The sequence below is a fragment of the Streptomyces sp. MRC013 genome, from assembly GCF_023614235.1.
Lineage (GTDB): Bacteria > Actinomycetota > Actinomycetes > Streptomycetales > Streptomycetaceae > Streptomyces.
In genome coordinates this window covers 1,302,899-1,317,937 of record NZ_CP094264.1, presented here as the reverse complement: position 1 = coordinate 1,317,937, position 15,039 = coordinate 1,302,899, and the positions used below count along the sequence as shown (strand labels likewise).

Here is a 15,039-nt window from a genome sequence, read left to right as displayed (position 1 = left end):
GGGGAGGAGCCGCGCGCGGGTGCGCACCGGCGGCCACCGGGGCGGAGGGGACCGCCGGGCGCCGCCCCGGTGCGGCCGGGCCGGCACCGGCCGGCTCACGCGTCGCGCCGGTCCAGCGCCGCGTACGCCCCGCCCAGCGCCACGGCGGCCGCACCCGCGATGATCCCCACGGCATCCCAGCCGGACGGCATCGGCATGCCGCCGGCGTCGCCGATGTACAGGGAGCCGAGCAGGGCCGGGATGGAGTACTCGACGAGCGCGGTGCGCAGCCGGCTCAGCTCGTCGGTGTACAGGCCGATCGCCAGCACGTACGGCAGCAGCACCAGGCCGATCATCGTCGTGATCGACCCCGCCGAGTGCCGCAGCAGGGTCCCCACGGCGAGGGACAGCAGTCCCAGGCACGCCATGAAGAGGCCCACGCCCACCGTCACGCGGATCCACTGCCCGGTGGTCGCCCCGCCCGACGTCCCGAGGATCGCGACCTGCGCGGCCGCGGTGAACGCCGAGACGAGGGAGGTCGTCACGAAGACCAGCCCGGAGAAGACGATCGCCTTGGCGGTCAGCACCCGGCCCCGGCTCGGGCACGCCGTCAGCGTCGTGCGGATCATGCCGGTGCCGAACTCCGAGGTGACCGTCAGCACGCCCAGCGTGATCACGCACACCGTGGCGAGCAGCATCCCGAGCAGGCCGAGACTGGGGACGGAGAGGCCGCTTTCGGGCGGGTCCGGGGGCGTCTCGTCGAGGAGGACCGCCAGCAGCACCCCGGGCCCCGCCACGAGCGCGCCCAGCGCGCCCAGCGTCCAGACCGTCGACCGCAGCGACCGCATCTTGGTCCACTCGGAGGCGATGGCGTCCCCGAGGTGGGCACGGCGCACGGGGATGGGGGAGGTGTACGGGGTGGTGGTCATCGCGCGTCCTCGGTGCTGCTCTCGTGCGTACGGCTCTGCTGCGGAACGCCCCGGTCGGCGGGCTCGCCGACCGGGCCGCCGGGTGCGGGCGCGGGTGCGGGCGCGGCGGTGCCGGTCGGGGCGGGAGCGGGAACGCCGCTCGGGGCGGGCACCGGGGCGGCGGGTGCGGGGACCGCCGTGCCGGGCGCCCGGGCGGGCGGCGGGGGCGCGTACCAGCCCTCCAGCGGCACGTCGGGGACGGCGGGCGGCTGCTCGGGCACCGGCCCCAGCTCCGAGAGCCGGTCGTCCGTGGAGCGGTAGTCCACGGCCGGCTGCGTCAGCCGCATGTACGCCTCCTCCAGCGATGCCTGGTGCGGGGAGAGCTCCCACAGCCGGACCCCGGCACCGTGCGCCAGGTCGCTGACGCGGGGGAGGGGCAGTCCGGTCACGCGCAGGGCCCCGTCCGGCTCCGACAGGACGAAGCCGCCCGCCCCGGTCAGGGCGGCGACCAGCCTCTCGCGCTGCTCCGGCTCCGTCGCCGGGGTCCGCACGCGCGCGAAGCCGGCGGAGTTGGCGGCGATGAAGTCGCGGACGCTCATGTCGGCGAGCAGCCGTCCCCGGCCGATGACGACGAGGTGGTCGGCGGTGAGGGCCATCTCGCTCATCAGGTGCGAGGAGACGAAGACCGTACGGCCCTCGGCGGCCAGCGACTTCATGAGGTTCCGCACCCAGCGGATGCCCTCCGGGTCCAGGCCGTTGACCGGCTCGTCGAAGAGGAGCACCTGCGGGTCGCCGAGGAGCGCCGCCGCGATGCCGAGGCGCTGTCCCATGCCGAGGGAGAACCCGCTGAACCGCCTGCGCGCCACGTCGCGCAGGCCGACGACGTCCAGGACCTCGTCCACGCGCCCCGCGGGTATGCCGGCGAGCCGGGCGAGGGCCAGGAGGTGGGTGCGGGCGGTGCGGCCGCCGTGCACCGCCCGCGCGTCGAGGAGGGCGCCGACCTGGCGCGGGGCGTTCGGCAGCTCCCGGAAGGGGTGGCCGCCGATCGTGACCTGTCCGGAGGTGGGCCGGTCCAGCCCGAGGATCATGCGCATCGTGGTCGACTTGCCGGAGCCGTTCGGCCCCAGGAAGCCGGTGACGACGCCGGGCCGCACCTGGAACGACAGGTCGTCCACGGCGGTCTTGGCGCCGTAGCGCTTGGTCAGGCGGACTGCCTCGATCATTCTCCAGCCCCACAGCTCGGTCCGACGGCGGGCGGCGCCGCGCACCCGCGCCGAGGGCCGCCCGTAGGAGGTAAGAGGAGAACGAGGCCCGTGGCGGTTCCGCCCCCCTGCCGGAAACCTACGCGTCGCGGCGCCGGAGCACCACGCAGCCCCCGGCCAGGGCCGCCGCCACCCACAGGAGCATGATGCCGAGCCCGCCCCACGGCCCGTACGGGGCCGGGTCCTGGCCCATCGCGTTCGGCACCACCTGCATGATCTTGGAGCCGGCCTGGTCGGGGAAGTACCGGGCCACCTCCTTGGCCCCGGGGACGGCCGACAGGATCTGCGAGACGAGGAAGAAAAACGGCACGAGGATGCCCAGCGACAGGGTCGAGGAGCGCAGCATCGCCGCCACGCCCATCGAGAAGACCGCGATGAGCCCCATGTACAGGCCGCCCCCGATCACCGCGCGCAGCACGTTCTCCTCGCCGATCGACGTCCGGTGCTCCCCGAGCAGCGCCTGGCCGACGAAGAACGACAGGAAGCCGGTGGCGAGGCCGACGGCCAGCGCCAGCAGCCCCGCCACGGCGATCTTGCCGAAGAGGAACGTCGCCCGCTGCGGGACCGCCGCCAGGGAGGTGCGGATCATGCCGGAGCCGTACTCCGTGCCGACGACGAGGACGCCGAAGACGACCATCGCCAGCTGTCCCAGCATCATGCCGGAGAAACTGATCATGGTCGGGTCGAAGGTGGCGCGTTCGAACTCGGGCAGGTCCTCGAACCGCGCGCGCATCAGGGCGCTGAGCCCCGCCCCCATCGCGACCGTCACGACCAGGGCGCTGGCCAGCGTCCAGACCGTCGACGCGACCGTACGGACCTTGGTCCACTCCGACCGGAGGACCGCGGGTACCGATGCCATCGTTCAGGCCCTCCTCACGCCCGCGCCCCACGGGCGCGCGCCGCCGTCGTGTGCGTGGTACTCGACCGCGCCCGCGGTCATCCCCATGAACGCCTCCTCCAGCGAGGCCCGTTGGGCGCTCAGCTCGTGCAGGACGACGCCGTGCTCCGCGAGGAGCTCGCCGACCCGCTCCGTCGACTCCCCGTCGACCTCCAGGGCGCCGTCCTCGGCGTCCACCGCCGTCAGACCGGCCGCGCCCAGGGCGTCCTTGGCGAGCTCGCGCTGCGGGGTGCGCAGACGCACGTAGCTGCGCGAGTTCTCCCGGATGAAATCCGCCATCGACGTGTCGGCGAGCAGCTTCCCCTGCCCGATGACGATCAAGTGGTCGGCGGTCAGCGCCATTTCGCTCATCAGGTGGCTCGAAACGAAGACCGTTCGCCCCTCCGACGCGAGATGTTTCATCAGATTTCGAATCCAGTGAATTCCTTCGGGATCGAGCCCGTTGACGGGCTCGTCGAACATGAGAATCCGCGGATCGCCCAGGAGCGCGGCGGCGATTCCCAACCGCTGCCCCATCCCCATCGAAAAATTCTTCGATTTCTTGCGCGCCACGGCCGTCAGGCCCACCAGGTCGAGGACCTCCCCGACCCGCTGCTCGGGAATGCGGTTCGACTGCGCCAGGCACAGCAGGTTGTGGTAAGCGGTGCGGCCGCCGTGCAGCGCCTTGGCGTCCAGCAGGGCGCCGATGTACTTCAGCGGTTCGTCCAGTTCGCGATAGTGCCGGCCGTCGATCCGGACCGTGCCGCTCGTCGGGGCGTCCAGATCCAGCATCATGCGCATGGTCGTCGACTTGCCCGCGCCGTTCGGCCCCAGGAACCCCGTCACCATCCCCGGGCGGACGGTGAAGGAGAGGCCGTCGACGGCCGTCTTCGTGCCGAAGCGTTTGGTCAGGCCCTCTAGCTGGATCATGCGCCCACGCTACGGAAACGCACGGCCCCCCCGCCACCGGGATGGCGGGGGGCCGTACGGGTGCACGGGTCCGGTGCCCACGGGGAGGTGGGACCGGGGTGCGGGTCCGCCGTCCGGGCCGGCCCGGCGGATCGTACGCCGACGCGTCAGCGGGACTGCTGCGCCGGGAGGCTGCGGCCGGTCGGCTCGTCGTCCGGCACGTTCGCCGCCGCGACCGCGGCACCGGTCAGCGTGGCCAGCATCTCGCGGACGTTGGTCAGCTGGGCGTTGATCGAGTCCCGGCGGTTGGTCAGCGCCGCCAGCTCGCGCTCCGATTCGCTGCGAATGCGGTCCGCCTTCGCGTTGGCGTCGGCCACGATGTCCTCGGCCTGGCGCTGCGCCGTCTCCACCGTCTGACGGGCCCGGCGCTCCGCGTCCGTACGCAGCTTCTCCGCCTCCAGGCGGAGCTGCTCCGCGCGGTGCTCGATCTCCGCGAGCCGCTTCTCCGCCTTCGCCTGGCGCGAGGCCAGGTCCCGCTCCGACTGCTCGCGCCGCTTGGCGAGGTTCGTCTCGAAGTCGGCGGCGGCCTGGGCGGCCTTGGCGCGGGTCTCCTCGAAGAGCGCGTCGGCCTCCTCGCGCTTCGCCTGCGCGTCCTTCTGCGCCTCGGCCCGCAGCGTGCTCGCCTCGGACTGCGCCTTCTCGACGATGCGGGTGCCCTCGTCCTCGGCCTTCGCCTTGCGGTCCGCCGCGTACGCCTCCGCGTCGTCGCGCACCTGCTGGGCCGCCGAATCGGCCAGCTCGCGGTGCTGCTCGGCGGCGCGGCGGGCCTCCTCGCGCAGTTCCTTGGCCTCCTCCTCGGCGAGGCGGAGGATCTTCTCGACGCGGGCGCCCAGGCCGGCGTAGGACGGTTCGGCGTCGCCCACCTGGGTCTGGGCGTTCTGGGTCTCGAGGTGGAGTTCCTCGATGCGCTTTTCCAGGGCGGTGATCCGGGCCAGAGCGCTGTCACGGTCGGCGACGAGCTTGGTAATGCGGTCATCCACCTGACCGCGGTCGTAACCACGCCGCACGAGCTCGAAGCCGAAGGGGGAGGAAGTGTCGCTCATGGGGTTCCTGTCGAATGAGACCGGTGAGGTGTTAGAGGGAATCCTAGGCGCCCGGGCGGCGTGTCATCGAGCGGATGCCCGTTTGGTTGGGAGAATGTCCAGCCTTTCGAGCGCCTCAGCCGGCGCTTGACTTGCCGCCGGAGCGGGTGCCGGCCGCCGCTCCCGCTTTCGCCCCGCCGTCCTTGGCGCCCCCGGACGGGGCCTCGAAGGACTCCAGCGCCTCCAGGACGGCCTGGACGCGGGAGATCTCGTCCTTGATGTCCTTCTGGCGGCGCACCAGGACCTCCAGCTCCCGCCGGCCCTCCTCCACCAGGCGCGCGGCCTCCGCCTCCGCCTCCTGCCTGGTCCTCTGCGCCTCGCGGGCCGTGTCGGCCTTCCTCTGGTTGGCCTCCTTGAGCAGGCCCTCGGCCTTCTTCACCGCGGCGATGCGGACCCTGCTCGCCTCCGAGTCGGCCTCCGACAGCACCTCCTCGGCCTTGGCCCGCGCCTCGGCCAGCTGCTGCTCCGCCGTCCGCACCAGCTTGTCGGCCCGCTCCCCGGCGACCCGCACCTGCTCGGCGCTCTCCCGGCGGGCCCGCTCGTGCAGCTCCTCGATCTCCGTCTCGGTCCGCACGCGCAGCTCCTCCGTGCGCTCCCTTATGGCGTTGGCGTCGCTGCGGGCGCCGACCAGCAGCTCGTCCGCGTCCGTACGGGCCTTCTCCACCAGGGTGTTCCCCTCGACGGTCGCCTCGGAGACGATCCGCTCGGCCTCCTCGCGGGCCGCGCCGACCATCGTGTCCGCCCGCGCCTCGGCCTCCGTCGTGGTGCGCAGCGCCTCCTCCTGCGCCTTCGCCATCAGCTGGTCGGCCTGCTCGGCGGCGTCCGCCCGGCGCTTGGCCGCGGCGTCCCTCGCCTCGTCGAGGACCCGGTCCGCCTCCGCACGGGCCTCGGTGCGCAGCCGCTCCGCCGCCTCCTCGGTCTCCCCGAGGTGCTGCTCGGCCTCCTTGCGGATCCGCTCGGCCGCCTGCTGCGCCGAACCGACCGTCTCGGCGGCCTCGGCGCGCAGCCGCTCCGCCTCGCCGGCGGCCTCCGCGACGAGCTTGTCGGCCTGCTCCGCCGCGCCGGAGCGCCGCTTGTCGGCCTCCTTGCGCGCCTCGTCCCGCAGCCGGGCGGCCTCGGCCTGCGCCTCGTCGAGGACCTCGACGGCCTCGGTCGCGAGCCGGTCGGCCTCCTCGGCAGCCCGGGCCGTGACGCGCTCCGCCTCGTCGGTCGCGTCGCCGACGATCCGCTCCGCCCTCGCCGCGGCGTCGTCGACCAGCTTCTCCGCCTCGGCCGCCGCCTCCGTGACGAGCCGGTCCGCCTGCGCGGCGGCCTCGGAGCGGATGCGGTTGGCGTCGCCGCGGGCCTCCGCGCGGGTGCGCGCCGCGTCCTGTTCGGCCGAGGCCAGCGAGTCCGACGCCTCTGTCCGCACCCGCTGCGCGTACTCGGCGCTGTCCGCCTTGAGCCGCTCGGCCTCCGCCAGCGCCTCCTTGACGGCGCGCTCGGCCAGCGCCTTCGCCGCCTCGGTCTCCTCCTGCGCGCGGCTCCGGACCCGCGCCGCGTCCTCGGCCGCCCGCTCCCGCTCCTGGTAGGCGTCGGACCGGACCCGGTCCGCCTCCTCCTGGGCCTCGGTGCGCGTACGCTCCGCGGCGTGCTCGGCCGCCGAGCGCAGTCCGGCGACCTCCTCCTCGACCGCCTCCTGGAGCCCGGCGACCGAGTCCCGCACCTGCTGCGCCGTCTGCTCGGCCGCGGAGACCAGCTCCACGGCCCGCTGGTCGGCCTCCTCGACCAGCCGCTGCGCCTCCGCCTGCGCCTCCTCGACCCGCCTGCGGGCCGACGCCAGCAGCTCCTCGCTCTGCTCGCGGGCGCGGGCGCGCTCCTGGTCCGCCTCGGCGCGCGCGGCGCCCAGCGTCTCCTCGGCCTCCCGGCGGCGCCGGTTGGCCTCCTCCTGCGCGGCCGCCAGCTCCTCGGCGGCCTCGGTCGTGAGCCGCTCCGCCGCGGCCTGCGCCTCGGCGCGCACCCGGTCGGCGGTCTCGTGCGCCTCGGTCTTGAGCCGCTCCGCCTCCGCGGCGGCCTCGGCGCGGAGCCGTACGGCGGTGTTCTCCGCCTCGGCGCGCGAGCTCGACGCGTCCGCGGCGGCCTCGGTCCGCAGCCGCTCGGCCTCCCGCTCCGCCTGCTCCTGGAGCGTGCGCCGCCGCTCGGTGGCCTCGGTGCGCAGCCGCTCGGTCTCCTCGGCGGCCTCCCGGCGCAGCCGCTCCGACTCGGCACGGGCGTCGGAGAGGGTCTGCTCGGCGGCGGTGAGCCGGGCCTCGACCTCCTCGTGGAGCCGCGCCAGCTCCTCGGCGGCCTCCGCCCGCCGGGCCGCGACGCCCCGTTCGGCCTCCTCGCGCAGGGCCTGGGCGGCGGCCTCGGCGGCCGCCCTCACCGACTCGGCCTGCTCGTCGGCGTCCGCGCGCAGCCGCTCGGCCTCCGCGCGCGTGCGCTCCAGGACCTCCTCGGCCTGGGTGCGCAGGGCGGTCGCCCGCTCGGCCGCCTCGGTGCGGACCCGCTCGCTCTCGGCGGCGGCCGCCGTGCGCAGCTCGTCCGCGTCCGCCTTCGCCTTGGTCAGCAGCTCCTCGGCGGTCCCGGCCGCCTCCTCGATCTGCTGGACGGACTCGCGCCGGGCCTCGGCGCGGATCCGCTCGCCCTCGGCCACCGCCTCGGACCGCAGCTGCTCGGCCTCCCCGCGCAGCCGCCGCGCCTCCTCCTGCAGCTCGACCGTCTTGGCGCGGTACTCCTTGGTGTCGTCCTTCGCGGCGCCGCGCAGCTGCTCCGCCGTGTCGGCGGCCTCGCCGACGAGCCGGTCGGCCTCGGTCTCGGCCTCGCGTCGGATCCGCTCGGCCTCCTCGGCCGCCTTGCGGGTGGTCGCCTGGGCGTCCTCGGACGCCTTGCCGAGCATCTCCTCGGCGGCGCGGGCGGCGTTGGCGAGCTGGGCGGCGGAGTCCTCGGCGGCCTTCGCACGGGCCCTCTCGGCGGCCTCCGCGACCAGCTTCTCCGCCTCGGCGCGGGCGTCCGCGAGCGCCTGCTCGGCGTCCGCCCGGAGGGACTCGGCCTCCTTGGTGGCCTCGCCGACCAGGCGGGCGATCTCGCTCTTCGCGGTACGGCTGCGCTGCTCGTTGGCCGACTCGGCGGCGGCTACGCGCTTCGCGGCGTCCTCGGTGGCGGCGGCGACGACCCTGTCGGCCTCGGCGCGGGCCAGCCGCAGCCGCTCCTCCGCCTCCTGCATCCGCTGCTCGGCGGTCCGGCTCAGCTCCGCGGCCTGCTGGCGGGCCTGCTCGGCCTCGGCGGTGGTGGCCGTGCGGAGCTGCTCGGCGTGGCTGGCGGCCTCCTGGGCCTGGGCGGAGGCGGCGTTCAGGAGCCGCTCGGCGTCCTTCCGGGCGCGCAGCAGGAGGGACTCGGCCTCGACGCGGGCGGCCTCCGACTCGGCGGCCAGCCGCTGGCGGGTCTCCTGCGCGACCCGGGCGGCCTCGGCGCGGGCGGCGGCCAGGGCCTGCTCGGCCTCGGCGCGGGACTCCTCCATCAGGCGCCGCGCCTGGGCCTCCGTACGGGCGCGCAACTGCTCCGCCCAGGCGACGTTCTCGTTGACGTGCGCCTCGACGGTCCTGCGGCGCTCGGCGAGCTCCTGGTCGAGCTGCTGGCGCCGCTGCACCGCCTCGTCGTGCAACTCCGCCTGGAGACGGGCCTGGTGCTCGGCGTGCTCCTGGAGGATGCGCTGGGTCTGGGCACGGGCCTCGCGCAGTTCGCGCTCCGCGTCGGAGCGCATCTGCTCGGCCTGCACCTGCGCGCTGCGCAGCATCTGCTCGGCCTGGTAGCCGATGTCGGCGCTGTCGTAGGCGGGCCGGGACGCGATGGCGCGCCGCGCCTCGTGGAGCTTGGCACGCAAGACCTCGACCTGGTAACCGAGGTCCTCGGCGTGCTGGACGGCCTTCTCCCGTTCGGTCTTCAGCCGGTCCATCTCGGCTTCGAACCGCGAAAGGTGGTCGTCGTCAGCCCGGTGGCTCTCCTGGCGTTCGTAGCCCCGCACTGCGCGGTCCCATCCGTCCCCTGGTCGCGAACTCTCTTCGTACGGGCACCGTCCGCCGGCGAACGGCCCCCCGGGGAATGGTGTCAGATCGACGCTTCCGACGACGACGCCGCGGGGCGGCCCCGACCCGGCCCCGGCCCGGCGCCGCCCACTCTACCGGGCCGGGATGCGTCGGTTCAGTGCTCGGCTGAGGAGGGTTCAGCCGAGGTGACCAGTTCGGTGAGCACGCCGTGGCAGTCCTTGGGGTGCAGGAACGTGATCCGGGATCCCATGGAGCCGCGGCGGGGCTCGTCGTAGAGGACCCGGACGCCCTTGTCCCGGACGGCGGCGGCGTCGCCGTCCACGTCGGCGGTGCCGAAGGCGATGTGGTGGACGCCCTCGCCGTTCTTCGCCAGCCACTTGGCGACGGTGGAGTCCTCGCGGACGGGCTCCAGCAACTGGATGTAGGAGGCGCCTCCGTCGGAGGTGCCGTTGATCTTGAGCATGGCCTCGCGGACCCCCTGCTCCTCGTTGACCTCCGTGTGGAAGACCTCGAAGCCGTACGTCGAGCGGTAGAACTCGACGGTTTCGTCCAGGTCGAAGCAGGCGATCCCGATGTGGTCGATTCTCGTGAGCATGCGAACAGTGCAGCGCCCCACCAGCCGGTTACGCAACGTGCGCGCCGTCACACCGACCGCCGGGTGACCGGGGCTGGTACCGCTCAGTACATTGGCGGTAAACCCTCGTTCACTCCGCAGCCCCTCCGGGCTGGAAGGGGATCGTCCTCATGTCTGGAACGACCGGTACCACCTCCGTCATCGTCGCGGGTGCCCGCACCCCCATGGGCCGGCTGCTCGGCTCGCTGAAGTCCTTCTCCGCCTCCGACCTCGGCGGCTTCGCCATCAAGGCCGCGCTGGAGCGGGCGGGCATCGGCGGCGAGCAGGTGCAGTACGTGATCATGGGGCAGGTGCTCCAGGCGGGCGCCGGGCAGATCCCGGCCCGGCAGGCCGCCGTCAAGGCAGGCATCCCGATGAACGTCCCGGCGCTGACGATCAACAAGGTCTGCCTCTCCGGCCTCGACGCCATCGCCCTCGCCGACCAGCTGATCCGCGCCGGCGAGTTCGACGTGGTCGTCGCCGGCGGCCAGGAGTCCATGACCAACGCGCCGCACCTGCTGCCGAAGTCCCGCGAGGGCTACAAGTACGGCGCGATCGAGATGCTCGACGCGATGGCGTACGACGGCCTCACCGACCCGTTCGAGCAGATCGCCATGGGCGCGTCCACCGAGCGGCACAACACCCGTCTCGGCATCGGCCGCGCCGAGCAGGACGAGGTCTCCGCCCGGTCGCACCAGCGCGCGGCGGCCGCCCAGAAGAACGGCCTGTTCGACGCCGAGATCACCCCGGTCGAGGTCCCGCAGCGCAAGGGCGACCCGGTGGTCTTCGCCAAGGACGAGGGCGTCCGCCCGGACACGACGGTCGAGACGCTGGCCCGGCTCCGCCCGGCCTTCGACGAGGACGGCACGATCACGGCCGGCTCGTCCTCGCAGATCTCCGACGGCGCCGCGGCCGTCGTGGTGATGAGCAGGGCCAAGGCCGAGGAGCTGGGCCTGGAGTGGATCGCCGAGATCGGCGCGCACGGCAACGTCGCGGGCCCGGACAACAGCCTGCAGTCCCAGCCCTCCAACGCCATCCGCAACGCCCTGGAGAAGGAGGGCGTCGGCGTCGACGACCTCGACCTGATCGAGATCAACGAGGCGTTCGGGGCCGTCGTGGTGCAGTCGGCCGAGGACCTCGGGGTATCCCACGAAAAGGTGAACGTCAACGGCGGTGCCATCGCCCTGGGCCACCCCATCGGCATGTCCGGCGCCCGTATCGTGCTGCACCTGGCGCTGGAGCTCGGGCGGCGCGGCGGCGGCATCGGCGCGGCGAGCCTGTGCGGCGGCGGCGGTCAGGGCGACGCGCTGATCCTGCGCGTCCCGAGCGCTTCGGCGAAGTAAGGAGCTCTGTACGTGATGGTGGACGTCCCCGCACTGGTCGCCCAGGCACGGGAGGGCCGGCCGCGGGCCGTGGCCCGGCTGATCTCGCTCGTGGAGGGGGCGTCCCCGCAGCTCCGTGAGGTGATGGCGGCGCTGGCCCCGCTCTCGGGCGGGGCGTACGTGGTGGGTCTGACGGGCTCGCCCGGCGTCGGCAAGTCCACGTCGACCTCGGCGCTGGTCTCCGCGTACCGCAGGGCGGGCAAGCGGGTCGGCGTCCTGGCGGTGGACCCGTCGTCGCCGTTCTCCGGGGGCGCCCTGCTGGGCGACCGGGTCCGGATGTCCGAGCACGCCTCGGACCCGGGCGTCTACATCCGCTCCATGGCCACCCGCGGGCACCTGGGCGGTCTGGCGTGGGCGGCGCCGCAGGCGATCCGCGTGCTGGACGCGGCGGGTTGCGACGTGGTGCTGGTGGAGACGGTCGGCGTCGGCCAGTCCGAGGTGGAGATCGCCTCGCAGGCCGACACCTCCGTGGTGCTGCTGGCGCCCGGCATGGGCGACGGGATCCAGGCGGCGAAGGCCGGGATCCTGGAGATCGGCGACGTGTACGTGGTGAACAAGGCGGACCGGGACGGCGCGGACGCCACGGCCCGGGAGCTCAACCACATGCTGGGGCTCGGCGAGGCCCGGGCTCCGGGCGACTGGCGGCCGCCGATCGTCAAGACGGTCGCCGCGCGCGGGGAGGGCGTCGACGAGGTCGTGGAGGCCCTGGAGAAGCACCGCGCGTGGATGGAGGAGCACGGCGTCCTCGCCGAGCGCCGCCGGTCCCGCGCCGCCCACGAGGTGGAGACCATCGCGGTCACCGCGCTGCGCGAGCGGATCGGCGACCTGCGCGGCGACCGGCGCCTCGGGGCGCTCGCCGAGCGGATCACGGCGGGCGAGCTCGATCCGTACGCGGCCGCCGACGAACTGGTGGCGGGCCTCACGGGCCGCTGAGGCGAACAGGCGAACACGGCGGGCGGTCCCGTCCCCGGCCGGGGCGGGGCCGCCGCCCGTGCGGGGCCGCGGTCCTGGGCGCAGGGCCCGCCGGGGCGGCGCGGGGGCGCGCGGCCGTGCCGGGGACCGCCCGTGCTAGGGCTTGCCGCGCAGCCCGCGCAGGTGCTCCCCGATGGGCCGCAGGGAGGAGTGGAGGCCGGTCAGCGCCTCGGGGGAGAGCCGGTCGATGAAGTGCCTGCGCACCGAATCCACGTGGTGCGGCGCCACTTTCCGCATGGTCTCCATACCGTGGTCGGTGAGCACGGCGTACAGTCCGCGCCGGTCCGACTCGCAGTTCTCACGGCGGACCAGTCCGGCGTTCTCCATGCGGGTGATCTGGTGCGACAGCCGGCTCTTGGACTGGAGGGTGGCGGTGGCGAGGTCGCTCATCCGCATGCGCAGCTCGGGGGACTCCGAGAGGTTCACCAGGATCTCGTAGTCGTTGTAGGTCAGGCCGAACGGCTGGAGGTCCCTCTCCAACTGGTACGTCAGGAGTCGGGTGACGTCCAGGTACGTGCGCCAGGCGCACTGTTCGGCGTCGGTGAGCCACCGGGTGGCCGCTTCGGTCTCCATGTATGGACTCTACCTAAGAAGTTGAATATTGGACGAAGTGAGGTGACGCCGCTTCGCTCCCCCCGTCCCCCGTTCTCGAACGCCCCCGCAGGGGCGCAGGCGTTCGAGCGCGTCACATTCCGCAGACTACCGTTCACAGCCCGAAGCGACGCCGGAGGTCCCCCAGCTGGCCGGGAAGGCCCGGTACCGGACCGCGCGGGTCCTGGCCGGAACCGTACCCCGGTTGCGGAGCCCCGCCTCCGGGGACGCCCGGACCGTGCGGAACGGTTCCCGCGCCCCGCTCCGGCACCAGCGCCTCCGACGACTGCAGCAGGACCGTCCCGGCCCCGACGAACTCCAGCTGGTGCTCCTCGCCCGACGCCCCGCCGATCCCCGTCAGCGCCCGCAGGCCGCCCAGCACCCCGCTCAGGTACGCGTGGTCGTAGTGGTGGCACGGCGACGGGCAGTCCGCCCAGCCCACCAGCGCCTGCGGGTCCACCCGGATCGGCGGCTCCATGAACACCACCGGCCCGTTGGACGCCGCCACGAACGTGCCCGTCCCGAGCAGCGTCAGGAAACCCGGCACGATCGACTGCTTGAGCGACAGCGACGGCTCGAAGGCGAGCAGGTTCCCCGCGCGGACCGTCAGGTTGCCCTCCTCGAGGTCGTAGGAGTTCACGTCGAACGCCCGGTCCGCGAGGAGCATCTTGCCGCTGCCCTCCGCCACCACCCAGTCGCCGGCGTGCATCGGGGAGTGGAAGCTCGTGCGCACCAGCCGGTCCAGCGCGCCGTGCCCGACGCCGTCGAAGGAGACGTCCCCGTAGTACGCGATCATCTTCCCCTTCTGCAGGAACCACCGGGACCCCTCCAGGTGCACGCAGAAGGCGTACGGGTTGACGTTGCCGCCGCTCGGCAGGGTCGACGGGTCGAACACCGCGGACGTGCTCACAGCTTCTCCTCCGACGCCTGGACGTACACCGCACCGCTGCCGCTCAGCTCCAGTTGGAACGCCTCGCCCGAGCCCCGCCCCACCATGTCGCGCCAGCCGAGCGCGGTGGACAGCGCGCTCCGCACGTCGCCGTGGTGCGCGACGTACGCCTGCGGGTCCACGTGGACCGGCCGCCCCGGCGCGATCGGCAGCTCGATCACCCCGCCGTGCGCCATCACCGCGACGGAGCCGTGCCCCCTCAGGGTCGTGGTGAACAGGCCCTGGCCCGTCACCTGGCCGCGCACCACGCCCATCACGCCGCCCTGCGCGCCCAGGAACACCGTCCCCTGCTCCAGGGTGCCGTCGAACGCCAGCAGCCGGTCCGCCTCCACGTACAGCGTGTCCCCGGAGAGCCGGACCACCTGCACATGGTGGCCGCCGTGCCCGAACAGCACCGTGCCGTCCCCCTCGACCGTCATCAGCGGCACCGCCTCGCCGGCCGCGCGCCGGCCCAGCATCGCCGCGACGCCGCCCCGGCCGCCGGCCGTGTTCGGCGTGAAAACGACCTCCCCCGGTACGCGAGCATCGCCCCGCGCTGGCTGAACACCCGCTGCCCCGGCGCGACCACGGCCTCGACCATCTTGGAGTTGACCTCCCGGAACGGCATCTAGAGATCGCCCCCCGCGGTCTCGCGCTCGCTCGGCTGCACGTACACCAGCCCCTCGCCCTCGAACCGGATCTGGAACGCCTCGCCGCCCCCCCTCGCCCAGGAGCGTGCGGAACGTGGCGCCGGACCGGAGGTCCTGCCGCAGGTCCCCCTGGTGCGCCACGTACGCCCCGGGGTCCACCGCCAGCGGGTGCCGCGGCGTCACGCGCAGCACCACGGCCGGCCCGTCCGACACGATCGCCACCCGGCCGGAGCCCTCGACCGTCGTGGTGAACAGCCCGGTGCCGGAAGCGCCGCCGCGCAGCCCGGTGAAGGTCGTCCCGGTGCGCAGCCCGGCGTCGGCGCACAGCAGGTTGCCCGCCTCCACGCACAGCCTCTCGCCGTGGAGAGCCAGGACGGTGACGTCGGAGGCCCGGTCCGCGAAGTAGCAGGTCCCCCGCCCCGTCACCTCCATGACCTCCATCCGCTCGCCGGTGAGCCGCCGGGTGACCGCGCCGCGCAGTCCCTCGCCGCCGCCGCTCGTCCTCCTGAAGGCCATCTCGCCCTCGTACGCGACCATCGAGCCGTTCTTCGCCCTGACCGCGTCGCCGGTCATGTCGACGGCCAGGACCCTGCTGCCGTGGAGTCGGAAGGTTGTCACGGGCAGACGGTAACCGGCCCGGGGCGGCGGGGACAGCACCGGCGGGGCGATCCGGACCCGGCGGGCCCCCCGCCGGGTCCGCCTGGCAGAATGCGGGCAAGCTTGTGCACCCTTTCACAAGACCGACCCCCGCGCAGAAGGTGC

The 15,039-nt window shown here is 74.0% G+C and carries 11 protein-coding genes and 2 pseudogenes; 2 read left to right on the top strand and 11 right to left on the bottom strand.

The features are described from left to right. Positions 1 to 95 precede the first annotated feature (95 nt). The 7 genes from LUW75_RS05760 to mce all read right to left on the bottom strand — a co-directional run bounded on the left by LUW75_RS05760 (position 96) and on the right by mce (position 9,736). Positions 96 to 908 carry an ABC transporter permease gene (locus LUW75_RS05760; RefSeq protein WP_250334651.1) on the bottom strand — a complete coding sequence of 271 codons (813 nt, stop codon included), beginning with the start codon at positions 906 to 908 and terminating at the stop codon, positions 96 to 98. Further along, positions 905 to 2,110: an ABC transporter ATP-binding protein gene (locus LUW75_RS05755; RefSeq protein WP_250334650.1), complete on the bottom strand. Its 1,206-nt coding sequence runs from the start codon at positions 2,108 to 2,110 to the stop codon at positions 905 to 907. Before LUW75_RS05755 ends, LUW75_RS05760 begins: the two co-directional genes overlap by 4 nt. A 118-nt stretch (positions 2,111 to 2,228) precedes the next feature. Next, on the bottom strand, positions 2,229 to 3,008 hold the full coding sequence (locus LUW75_RS05750) for an ABC transporter permease (protein ID WP_250334649.1): 780 nt from the start codon (positions 3,006 to 3,008) through the stop codon (positions 2,229 to 2,231). A gap of 3 nt (positions 3,009 to 3,011) precedes the next feature. After that, positions 3,012 to 3,956, bottom strand: coding sequence for an ATP-binding cassette domain-containing protein (locus tag LUW75_RS05745; RefSeq protein ID WP_250334648.1), 945 nt, complete (start codon positions 3,954 to 3,956; stop codon positions 3,012 to 3,014). A gap of 146 nt (positions 3,957 to 4,102) precedes the next feature. Next, positions 4,103 to 5,038, bottom strand: coding sequence for a coiled-coil domain-containing protein (locus LUW75_RS05740; RefSeq protein ID WP_250334647.1), 936 nt, complete (start codon positions 5,036 to 5,038; stop codon positions 4,103 to 4,105). Positions 5,039 to 5,153: 115 nt separating this feature from the next. Then, entirely contained in the window at positions 5,154 to 9,119 is a 3,966-nt protein-coding gene (scy, locus tag LUW75_RS05735) for a polarized growth protein Scy (RefSeq protein ID WP_250334646.1), read from the bottom strand. A gap of 176 nt (positions 9,120 to 9,295) precedes the next feature. Further along, positions 9,296 to 9,736, bottom strand: a complete 441-nt coding sequence (mce, locus tag LUW75_RS05730) for a methylmalonyl-CoA epimerase (protein ID WP_250334645.1) — start codon at positions 9,734 to 9,736, stop codon at positions 9,296 to 9,298. A gap of 149 nt (positions 9,737 to 9,885) precedes the next feature. Here mce and LUW75_RS05725 point away from each other — a divergent pair, with 149 nt between their 5' ends. Further along, positions 9,886 to 11,097, top strand: coding sequence for an acetyl-CoA C-acetyltransferase (locus LUW75_RS05725; RefSeq protein ID WP_250334644.1), 1,212 nt, complete (start codon positions 9,886 to 9,888; stop codon positions 11,095 to 11,097). Between the two features lie 15 nt (positions 11,098 to 11,112). Then, positions 11,113 to 12,069, top strand: a complete 957-nt coding sequence (meaB, locus tag LUW75_RS05720; protein ID WP_250337563.1) for a methylmalonyl Co-A mutase-associated GTPase MeaB — start codon at positions 11,113 to 11,115, stop codon at positions 12,067 to 12,069. Positions 12,070 to 12,204: 135 nt separating this feature from the next. On the opposite strand, the gene LUW75_RS05715 is transcribed toward meaB, so the two are convergent. The 4 genes and pseudogenes from LUW75_RS05715 to LUW75_RS05700 form a co-directional block, all read right to left on the bottom strand. Next, positions 12,205 to 12,681, bottom strand: coding sequence for a MarR family winged helix-turn-helix transcriptional regulator (locus tag LUW75_RS05715; protein WP_250334643.1), 477 nt, complete (start codon positions 12,679 to 12,681; stop codon positions 12,205 to 12,207). A 133-nt stretch (positions 12,682 to 12,814) separates the two neighbouring features. Further along, positions 12,815 to 13,609, bottom strand: coding sequence for an AIM24 family protein (locus tag LUW75_RS05710; RefSeq protein ID WP_250334642.1), 795 nt, complete (start codon positions 13,607 to 13,609; stop codon positions 12,815 to 12,817). After that, a pseudogene (locus tag LUW75_RS05705) lies at positions 13,606 to 14,255 on the bottom strand (AIM24 family protein). The gene LUW75_RS05710 and the pseudogene LUW75_RS05705 overlap by 4 nt, the downstream one beginning before the upstream one ends. Continuing rightward, a pseudogene (locus LUW75_RS05700) lies at positions 14,256 to 14,895 on the bottom strand (AIM24 family protein). Between the last annotated feature and the right edge of the window lie 144 nt (positions 14,896 to 15,039).